At 74.2% G+C, this 9,148-nt stretch carries 9 protein-coding genes; 8 read left to right on the top strand and 1 reads right to left on the bottom strand.

All coding sequences use genetic code 11. The features are described 5' to 3' along the window. Positions 1-160 precede the first annotated feature (160 nt). The 3 genes from ABZZ17_RS28625 to ABZZ17_RS28615 are packed head-to-tail and all read left to right on the top strand — an operon-like array spanning position 161 to position 2,617. The gene (locus ABZZ17_RS28625; protein ID WP_356880059.1) at positions 161-1,306 is read left to right on the top strand and encodes a Rieske 2Fe-2S domain-containing protein; all 1,146 of its coding nucleotides are present in this window, start codon (positions 161-163) and stop codon (positions 1,304-1,306) included. Continuing rightward, positions 1,306-1,536, top strand: coding sequence for a hypothetical protein (locus ABZZ17_RS28620; protein ID WP_356880057.1), 231 nt, complete (start codon positions 1,306-1,308; stop codon positions 1,534-1,536). Before ABZZ17_RS28625 ends, ABZZ17_RS28620 begins: the two co-directional genes overlap by 1 nt. Continuing rightward, on the top strand, positions 1,529-2,617 hold the full coding sequence (locus ABZZ17_RS28615; RefSeq protein ID WP_356880055.1) for a ferredoxin--NADP reductase: 1,089 nt from the start codon (positions 1,529-1,531) through the stop codon (positions 2,615-2,617). The genes ABZZ17_RS28620 and ABZZ17_RS28615 overlap by 8 nt, the downstream gene beginning before the upstream one ends. 134 nt (positions 2,618-2,751) lie before the next feature. On the opposite strand, the gene ABZZ17_RS28610 is transcribed toward ABZZ17_RS28615, so the two are convergent. Beyond that, the gene (locus tag ABZZ17_RS28610) at positions 2,752-3,621 is read right to left on the bottom strand and encodes an IclR family transcriptional regulator (RefSeq protein ID WP_356880053.1); all 870 of its coding nucleotides are present in this window, start codon (positions 3,619-3,621) and stop codon (positions 2,752-2,754) included. Positions 3,622-3,929: 308 nt separating this feature from the next. Between ABZZ17_RS28610 and hsaA the strand changes: the two genes are divergently transcribed. From hsaA to ABZZ17_RS28585, 5 genes are read left to right on the top strand one after another with little or no spacing between them, the layout of a single operon-like run. Continuing rightward, positions 3,930-5,099, top strand: coding sequence for a 3-hydroxy-9,10-secoandrosta-1,3,5(10)-triene-9,17-dione monooxygenase oxygenase subunit (gene hsaA / locus ABZZ17_RS28605; protein WP_356880051.1), 1,170 nt, complete (start codon positions 3,930-3,932; stop codon positions 5,097-5,099). After that, positions 5,096-5,965: a 4,5:9,10-diseco-3-hydroxy-5,9,17-trioxoandrosta-1(10),2-diene-4-oate hydrolase gene (gene hsaD, locus ABZZ17_RS28600; RefSeq protein WP_356880049.1), complete on the top strand. Its 870-nt coding sequence runs from the start codon at positions 5,096-5,098 to the stop codon at positions 5,963-5,965. The genes hsaA and hsaD overlap by 4 nt, the downstream gene beginning before the upstream one ends. 7 nt (positions 5,966-5,972) lie before the next feature. Further along, complete coding sequence (locus ABZZ17_RS28595; RefSeq protein ID WP_356880047.1) at positions 5,973-6,866, top strand: VOC family protein; 894 nt, start codon at positions 5,973-5,975, stop codon at positions 6,864-6,866. Then, entirely contained in the window at positions 6,854-7,384 is a 531-nt protein-coding gene (locus ABZZ17_RS28590; RefSeq protein ID WP_356880045.1) for a flavin reductase family protein, read from the top strand. Before ABZZ17_RS28595 ends, ABZZ17_RS28590 begins: the two co-directional genes overlap by 13 nt. Then, a complete protein-coding gene (locus ABZZ17_RS28585) occupies positions 7,381-9,117 on the top strand; it encodes an FAD-dependent oxidoreductase (protein WP_356880043.1) in 1,737 nt (578 codons plus the stop codon). The genes ABZZ17_RS28590 and ABZZ17_RS28585 overlap by 4 nt, the downstream gene beginning before the upstream one ends. The last annotated feature ends 31 nt before the right edge of the window (positions 9,118-9,148 follow it).

Below are 9,148 nucleotides of genomic sequence, written 5' to 3'. Positions count from 1 at the left end.
GTACTGGACGTACTTGGCTTTCGCCCGGTGCGGCGAGAGCGCGTGCCAGGCGTCGCGGGGCAGACGGGAGTTTGACGACAGGCCCTAGTGCCGTGACCGAAAAGGTCCACCGGCACTGGTACGCCCTTCCGCAGCACACCACGAAGAAGTGGAGGGCCCCATGGCCCCGACCGACGAAGGACCCCGCGTCATCGAGGCGGCGGCCGTGCCCACCCGGTTCGCCCGCGGCTGGCACTGCCTCGGCCTCGCCGCCCCCTTCAAGGACGGCAGACCCCACGAGGTCGAGGCCTTCGGGACCCGCCTCGTCGTCTTCCGGGGCGCGGACAACGGCGAGCTCGGCGTCCTGAACGCCTACTGCCCCCACATGGGCGGCAACCTGGCGCACGGCAGCGTCAAGGGCGACACCGTCGCCTGCCCCTTCCACGACTGGCGCTGGTCCGGCAACGGCCGCTGCGCCGACGTCCCCTACGCCCGCCGCGTCCCGCCGCGCGCCCGGACCCGCGCCTGGACCACCCTCGAACGCAACGGCCAGCTCTACGTGTGGCACGACCCGGAGGGCAACCCGCCGCCCCCGGACGTCACCATCCCCGAGATCGAGGGCCACGGCAGCGCCGACTGGAGCGACTGGAGCTGGAACTCCCTGCGCGTGGAGAACGCCAACTGCCGGGAGATCGTCGACAACATCGTGGACATGGCGCACTTCTACTACGTGCACTACGCCTTCCCGCACTACTTCAAGAACGTCTTCGACGGACACGTGGCCACCCAGTACATGGAGTCCACCCCGCGCGGCGACGTCGACCTCGGCACCCTCTCCACCGGCGGCGGCCTGCGCTCCGACGCCTCCTACCACGGCCCCTCGTACATGATCGACCGGCTGTGGAGCGACGTCGGCGGCGGCCTGGAGATGGAATCCGTACTGATCAACTGCCACTACCCGGTCGACGAGAACAGCTTCGTCCTCATGTACGGGGCGACGGTGAAGGAGCTTCCCGGCATGAGCGACGAACAGGCCGCCGAGGCGGCCCGCCTCACCGCCGAGGGCCTCGCCGTCGGCTTCGAGCAGGACGTGGAGATCTGGAAGAACAAGACCCGCATCGACAACCCCCTCCTCACCGAGGAGGACGGCCCCGTCTACCAGCTCCGCCGCTGGTACGAGCAGTTCTACGTCGACGCCGCCGACGTCAGGGACGAGATGGTCCGCCGCTTCGAGTACGAGATCGACACCACCCGTGCCACCGCCGCCTGGAAGGCGGAGGTCGCCGAGAACCTCGCCCGCCGCGGCGTCTCCCCGGGCGGCGCGTGATGACCCCCGTCACCTGCGGGGAATGCGGCACCGAGGTGCTGTGCGAGAAGTTCAGCCCCGCCCACACCCAGGTGCAGTGGACCGGCCGGGCGGCGCAGGTGTGCCCGCGCATCGCGGCCCGGGTCGCCGCGGGGGAGCTCAGCGCCCGCGTCCGCTCCTGCCCGGCGCTGCGCGCCGGCATCGAGGAGGCCGTCCGGGAGGGCCGGCTGGAGGTGCCCGCCGATGCGTGAGAACCCGGCACCGGTACCCGCTCCCGGACCGGCACCGGTCGCTGCTCCCGCTCCCGCCCGCGTCCCCGGGGCCGCCGGGCCGCTGCGGGTCCGCGTGCTGGAGCGGATCCAGGAGACCCCGGATGCGGTCTCCCTCCTCCTCGACCCCGAACTCCCCTACCTCCCCGGACAGTTCCTCACCCTCCGGATACCCGGCGGGGCGGCCCGCTGCTACTCGCTGGCCAGCTCCCCGCACACCGGCGAGCCGATGCGGATCACCGTCAAGAAGGTCCCCGGCGGACCCGGATCCACCTGGGTCTGCGACACCGTGGCCCCGGGCGACGAACTGGAGGTCCTGCCGCCCGCCGGTACCTTCACCCCCGGCCCGGACGGCCTGGACCGGGACCTGCTGCTCGTCGCGGGCGGCAGCGGCATCACCCCCGTACTCTCCCTGGCCAAGTCGGCCCTCGCCGCCGGGCGGGGCCGCACCGCCCTGCTGTACGCCAACCGCGACCCCGCGTCGGTGATCTTCCGGGACGAGCTGGAGCGGCTGGCCGCACGGCACCCGGAGCGGCTCACCGTCGTGCACTGGCTGGAGAGCCTGCGGGGCCTGCCGACCGCCGGGCGGCTCGGCGAGCTCGTCGCCCCGTACTCCGGCCGCGAGGCCTGGCTGTGCGGCCCCGGCCCGCTCATGGACGCCGCCGAGGCCGCCCTGCGGGCGGCCGGGACCCCCGGAACCCGCATCCGCCGCGAGCGCTACTTCTCCCTCGGCGCCGACGTGTTCGCCGACGCGTCCGCCCCCGCGGCACCCTCCCCGGGGGCCGGGGACGACGCGGTCGCCGTGGCGGAACTCGACGGGAGCACCCGTACCGCGCCCTGGCCGCGCCGGACCACGCTCCTCGACGCCCTCCTCGCGGCCGGCGTCGACGCCCCGTACTCCTGCCGGGAGGGCGCCTGCGCCGCCTGCTGCTGCCGGGTCGTCGAGGGCGAGGTCACGATGACCCGCAACGAGGTCCTGGACGGCGAGGACCTCGCCGACGGCTACGTCCTGGCCTGCCAGGCCCTCCCGCGGACCGACCGGGTCCGGGTCACCTACGACTGAACCGAACCCGAACCCGAACCGGACCCGAGCCCGAGCCCCGAACCCGCGCCCGGGCCCGCGACCGAAAGGGGCCGGGCCCGGCCCCCTGGCGAGGGGTCGGGCCCGGCACGTGTGCGATGGGGTATCTGTACCCGCTACATCCACTCGCTGAACCGCAGCCAGCCCATCATGTTGTCCATCGCCCGCGCCGAGACCGCCGGCCGCTGCTCCGGGGGCGGCGCGGCCGCCGAACGGCCCGCCCTGCCCGGCCCGTACAGTTCCCGCCACACGGCCCGCGCGCACGTCAGGACCGCCGGCGCCAGCCGGGCCAGTTCGCGCTCGCCCCGGCAGGAGGAGACCGACACGGCGGCGACCGCCCGCCCCGCGCCCCGCAGCGGCGCGGCCACGCAGCAGATCCCGCGGAAGCTCTCCTCCCGGTCGTAGGCGGTCCCGCGTTCGCGGGTCGCCGCCAGCTCCGCCCGCAGCGCGGCCGGGCGCACCAGCGTCCGGGCGGTGCGCGGGCGCAGCCCCCGGGCCAGGACCCGCTCGACGCCCTCCTGGTCGCCGAAGGCGAGGATCGCCTTGCCCGCGGCCGTGGAGTACGCGGGCATCCGGCCGCCGACCCGGGAGGGCACGCCGGTGGCCTCCGAGCCGCCGATCCGCTCCAGACAGACCACTTCCGCCCCGTCCAGCACCGAGAGGTGCACCAGCTGCCCCGTCTGCTCGTGCAGCGCGTGCAGCAGCGGCAGGGCCGCCCGGCGCAGCCGGTTGTGGTGGGCGGCGAGCGCGCCCAGCTCCAGCATCCGCATGCCCATCCGGTAGTCCCGGCCGTCCCGGTCCAGCCAGCGCAACCGCACCAGCTGGTCGAGGATCCGGTGGGCGGAGGAGCGCGGGATCCCGGAGCGGCGCACCACTTCCGTCAGCGACAGCCGCGGCTGCGCGCCCTCGAAGGCACCCAGGACCTTGGCGGCCTTCTCCAGCAGCGAGAGCGGTACGGGCCCGGTCTCCATGGCCTGATCGAGCACGAGGAACCCCCTGGGCGAGGCGTTTGGGGAGGCGTTGGGGCGACCCTGCCACGCGGGCCCGGGCGGGGGGAAGGACCCGGAACCATGTATTTCATTCAGTAATACTCCTGATCGGTGGAAAGGCGGGTGCGGGGCGCCCCGCGGGCGCCTTCCCACTCAGCGGGAACACCCCGTTCCGCGCCCCGGACCCCCCGGCGTACGTTCACCGCACCCCGGCACCCGACCACCCCGGCACCCAGCCACCCCGGCACCCGGCCACCCGACCACCCGACACCGACCATCCGGCAACGCCCCGAGAAAGGGACACCATGAGCGACGAAGACGTCCTCGACGCCGTCCGCGCCCTCGCCCCGGCCCTGCGCGCCCGCGCCTGCGAGGCGGAGGAGCGGCGCAAGGTCCCCGAGGAGAGCGTCAAGGAGCTGACCGAAGCCGGCTTCTTCCGCCTGCTCCAGCCCCGCGCCCACGGCGGCCGCGCCGCACACCCCGGCGTCTTCTACGCCGCCGTCAAGGAGATCGCCAAAGCCTGCGGCTCCACCGGCTGGGTCGCCTCCGTGACCGGCGTCCACCCCTGGCACGTCGCGCTCTACGACCCCCGCGCCCAGGACGAGGTCTGGGGCGAGGACCGCGACACCCGCGTCTGCTCCTCGTACGCCCCCACCGGCAAGGTCGCCCCCGTCGCCGGAGGCTTCACCCTCAGCGGCCGCTGGCACTTCTCCTCCGGCTGCGACCACGCCGACTGGGCCCTGCTCGGCGCGCTCGTCACCGACGCCGAGGGCCGGCCCGTCGACATGCGGACCTTCCTCGTCCCCCGTACCCAGTACCGCGTCGACGAGGTCTGGGACACCGTCGGCCTGCGCGGATCCGGCTCCAACGACATCGTCGTCGAGGAGGTGTTCGTCCCCGGGCACCGCGCCCTCAGCTTCGGCCCCGTCACCGCCCTCGACGTCCCCGGCCACGCCGTCAACCCCGAGCCCCTCTACCGGCTCCCGTACGCCGCCGTCTTCACCACCACCATCTCCGCCCCGATCGTCGGCATCGCCGAAGGCGCCTACGAGGACCACGTGGCCGCCACCCGCGACCGCTTCCGGATCTCCTACGGCCAGCACGTCGCCGAGGACCCCTTCGCCCAGGTCCGCATCGCCCGCGCCGCCAGTGACATCGACGCCTCCTGGCTCCAGCTCCAGCGCAACATCGGCGACCTGTACGCCCTCGCCGAACGCGGCGAACCCCTCCCGCTGACCCTGCGCACCAGGGCCCGCCGCGACCAGGTCCTCGCCACCGAACGCTGCGTCGCCGCCGTCGACCTCCTCATGGAGAACGCCGGGGGCGGCGCCCTGCGCACCGGCGCCAACCCCCTCCAGCGGGCCTGGCGCGACGTCCACACCGGCCGCGGCCACGCCGCCAACGACCCCGAGCGGGCACTGGTCCTCTTCGGCCAGGGCGCCCTCGGCCTCGACATCCAGGACACCATGCTGTGACGGGAACCGACGCCGTGAACCTCACCTACGAGAACACCTCCCGGACCACGCGGGCCGCCGGCCTCACCCTCCACCACCACGAGGCGGGCCCCGCCACCGCACCCGTCGTGATCATGCTGCACGGCGGCGGTCCCGGCGCCTGCGGCTGGTCCAACTTCGGCGCCAACCTGCCCCACTTCGCCGCCCGCTTCCGCACCCTCCTGGTCGACCTGCCCTGCTACGGCCGCTCCGCCAAACCCGAACCCGACCGCGACTACTTCACCTTCAGCGCCCGCGCCGTCGTCGCCCTCATGGACGAACTCGGCATCGAACGCGCCCACTTCATCGGCAACTCCCTCGGCGGCGGCACCGCCACCCGGATCGCCCTCGACCACCCCGGCCGCGTCGCGAAGCTGCTCCTGATGGGCCCCGGCGGCATCTCCCTGAACCTGTTCTCCGCCGACCCCACCGAGGGCATCAAACGGCTCTTCGAGTTCAGCCTCGACCCCGAGCCCACCCGCGAGCGGATGCGCACCTTCCTCACCACCCTCGTCCACGACCCGGCCCTCGTCACCGACGCCCTCGTCGAGGAGCGCCACGCCCGGGCCACCGATCCCGACGCCCGGCTCGGCAACGCCCGCATGGCCGCCGCCTTCGCCCGCTGGCCCGAGGGGTCCATGCTCTGGCGCGAGGCCCACCGCATCACCTGCCCGGTGCTGCTCACCTGGGGCCGCGAGGACCGGGTCAACCCCGTCGACGGCGCCTTCCTCGCGCTCAAGGCCATTCCCGACGCCCGCCTCCACGTCTTCCCGCGCTGCGGCCACTGGGCCCAGACCGAGGCCGCCGCCGAGTTCAACCGCCTCGCCACCGACTTCTTCCTCCACTAGGAGCCCCATGGACATCCGCGCACTCGGCTACCTCCGCATCGAGACCGCCGACCTCGCCGCCTGGCGCACGTACGTCCTCGACGTCCTCGGCATGACCGAGGGCCGGGGCAGCACCGACAGCCGCCTCCTCGTCCGGATCGACGACCGCGTCCACCGCTTCCAGTTCGTCGCCGGGACCCGGGACCGGCTCCTCGCCGCCGGGTTCGAGGTCGCGAACGCCAAGGCCCTGGCGCAGGCCGCACGGGAACTGGAGGCCGCCGGCGTCGCCGTCGAGCACGGTGACGACGCCACCCTCGCCGACCGGCGCGTCCAGGGCCTGATCCACTGCGAGGACCCCGGCGGCAACCCCCTGGAGATCTACTGGGGCCAGGCCCAGGACCACGGCCCCCTCGCCGCCCCGTACGGCAACCGCTTCGTCACCGGCGACCTGGGTCTGGGCCACGTCGTCCTGCCCGCCCCCGACACCGAGACCACCCTCGGCTTCTACGAGGACCTGCTCGGCTTCCAGCTGCGCGACTCGATGAGGCTGCCCCCGGCCGCCGTCCCCACCGGAGCCCCCGGCAAGGACGTCCACCGGATGTACTTCCTCAGCCCCAACGGCCGCCACCACAGCCTCGGCCTCTACCCGGGAGCCCTGCCGCCCGGCATCGTCCACTTCATGGTCGAACTGGAGAGCCTCGACGACGTCGGCTACTGCCTCGACCGGATGCACGCGGCGGGCATCCCCATCGCCTCCACCCTCGGCCGGCACTCCAACGACCGCATGGTGTCCTTCTACGCCCAGGCCCCCGGCGGCTTCCAGGTCGAGTACGGCTGGGACGGCCTCGTCGTCGACCCGGCCACCTGGACCGCGAAGGAGATCACCGCCGACAGCTTCTGGGGCCACCAGTGGAGCGGCTGACCCCCACCGCGCCGGAAGGCGTCGCGGTGGACCCGGCCGCGGTGGATCCCGCCGCGTTCCGCGAGGCGCTCGGGGCCTTCGCCTCGGGGGTCACCGTCGTCGCCGCCGTCGGCGACGACGGCCGCCCGGCGGGCCTGGCCTGCCAGTCCTTCGCCTCGCTGTCCCTGGACCCGCCGCTGGTCCTGCTGTGCGTCGGCAAGGACTCCACGAGCTGGCCCCGGGTACGGGCCGCAGGCCGGTTCGGGGTGAGCATCCTCGCCGAGGAGCAGCGGGAGGTGTGCGAGGCCCTCGGGCGCCCGGGGGAGGAGAAGTTCGCCGGGATCGGCTGGGAGCGTTCCGCGCACGGAGCCGTCCGCGTCGCCGGGGCCCTGGCCACCGTGGAGTGCGCGCTCGACACCGTCCACGAGGCGGGCGACCACTGGCTGGTCACGGCCCGGGTCCTCGAACTCGCCGCCCGCGACGGCGGATCGCCCCTGCTGTACTTCCGCAGCGACTACGCCACCGGAGCATTCGGATGACCGACACCCCCGACACGACCGACGCGACCGACACCCCCGACACGACCGACACGAACGACACGACCGACGCGTTCGCGCACGCGTACGACGTGGTGGTGGTCGGCTCCGGCGCTGCCGGACTGGCCGCCGCCCTCACCGCCCGGCTGCGGGGCCTGACCGTCCTGGTCGTGGAGAAGACCGACAAGTACGGCGGCTCCACCGCCCTGTCCGGAGGCGCCGTCTGGGTTCCCGGCAACTTCCACCTCGACCGGGCCGGGCTCGCCGACACCCACGACAAGGCGCGCGCCTACCTCGACGCGACCGTCGGCGACCGGGTCCCCGACGCCCGCAAGGAGGCCTACCTCGCCCACGGGCCGCGCATGGTGCGGGAGTTCCACGACCGCACCGAGGTCCGCTTCATGTACACCCCCGGATACCCGGACTACTTCCCCGAGGCGCAGGGCGGCATGGCCCAGGGCCGCTCCGTCGAACCGTGCATCGTCGACTTCCGGCGGCTGGGGGAGCTCGGCGCCGGAATGCGCCGGGCGGGACTGCCGACGTACGGGCTGACGATGACCTCGTACGACTTCCGCTTCCTGAACATGGCGGGCCGCACCTGGGCCGGCCGGCGGACCTCCCTGAAGGTCGGGGCGCGGGCGGTGAAGGCGCTCGTCACCGGCCGCAGGCCGCTCTCCCTCGGGGAGGCGCTGATCGCCCGGATGCGGCTGTCGCTGGACCGGCTCGGCGGGGAGCTGTGGCTGTCGGCGCCCCTGACCGGGCTGGTCACGGACGCCTCCGGCCGGGTGAGCGGAGTACGGGTCACGCGTGCGGGCCGGGAGCTGACGGTGCGGGCCGCGGGCGGGGTGGTGCTGGCCTCGGGCGGTTTCTCGCACGACGCGGAGCTGCGCGAGAAGCACCTGCCCGCGCCGACCTCCACCGCCTGGACGCACGCCTCCGAGGGGCAGACGGGTGACGCCCTGCGGCTCGGCGGGGAACTGGGCGCGGCCACCGACCTGCTGGACCGGGTGTGGGGGGCGCCGTCGGTGTGCCCGCCGGGGGAGCGGCCGTTCTTCCTGGTCGCCGACCGGGGCATCCCCGGCATGGTGATCGTCGGCCAGAACGGGGAGCGGTACGCCAACGAGGCCCTGCCGTACCACGCGTTCGTCGACCGGATGTACGCCGCCGACCGGCCCGGGGCGGGCACGGTGCCGTCCTGGCTGGTCCTCGACGCCCGCTCGAAGGCCCGCTACCTGTTCGCCGGGCTGTTGCCCGGACAGCCCTTCCCGGCGCGGTGGCTGGAGAGCGGATTCGTGAAGAAGGCCGCGACCGTGGAGGAACTGGCCGCGCTGATGGCGGCGCCGGGCCTGCCCGCCACGGTCCGCCGCTTCAACGGCTTCGCCGCGCGGGGCGCCGACGAGGACTTCGGCCGGGGCGAGAGCGTCTACGACCGCTACTACGGCGACCCGACGCTGCCCCACCCGAACCTGGCGCCCCTCGACAAGGGCCCCTTCTACGCGGTCCCCGTGCACCCGGGGGACATCGGCACCAAGGGCGGGCTGGTCACGGACGGGGACGGCCGTGTCCTGCGCGAGGACGCGGCCCCGATCGCGGGCCTCTACGCGGCCGGCAACTGCTCGGCGGCGGTCATGGGGGAGACCTACCCCGGCCCCGGCGCGACGATCGGCCCCGCGATGGCCTTCGCCTGGGCGGCGGTCAACGTGATCGCGGAGGAACTGGCCCCCTCCGGCACCTGACGGCCTTTGCCGTCCCGTGGGCCGGACGTCC

Source organism: Streptomyces sp. NPDC006512 (genome assembly GCF_040611935.1).
In the GTDB taxonomy this organism is placed as follows: Bacteria; Actinomycetota; Actinomycetes; order Streptomycetales; family Streptomycetaceae; genus Streptomyces.
Note: the sequence above shows the minus strand (reverse complement) of the source record. Positions and strands in the feature narration are given on the sequence as shown.

Bases quoted from the DNA above. Each gene is read 5' to 3' on its own strand.
- ABZZ17_RS28625 (WP_356880059.1), top strand. From the start codon at position 161: ATGGCCCCGACCGACGAAGGACCCCGCGTCATCGAGGCGGCGGCCGTG.
- ABZZ17_RS28620 (WP_356880057.1), top strand. From the start codon at position 1,306: ATGACCCCCGTCACCTGCGGGGAATGCGGCACCGAGGTGCTGTGCGAG.
- ABZZ17_RS28615 (WP_356880055.1), top strand. From the start codon at position 1,529: ATGCGTGAGAACCCGGCACCGGTACCCGCTCCCGGACCGGCACCGGTC.
- hsaA (WP_356880051.1), top strand. From the start codon at position 3,930: ATGAGCGACGAAGACGTCCTCGACGCCGTCCGCGCCCTCGCCCCGGCC.
- ABZZ17_RS28595 (WP_356880047.1), top strand. From the start codon at position 5,973: ATGGACATCCGCGCACTCGGCTACCTCCGCATCGAGACCGCCGACCTC.
- ABZZ17_RS28585 (WP_356880043.1), top strand. From the start codon at position 7,381: ATGACCGACACCCCCGACACGACCGACGCGACCGACACCCCCGACACG.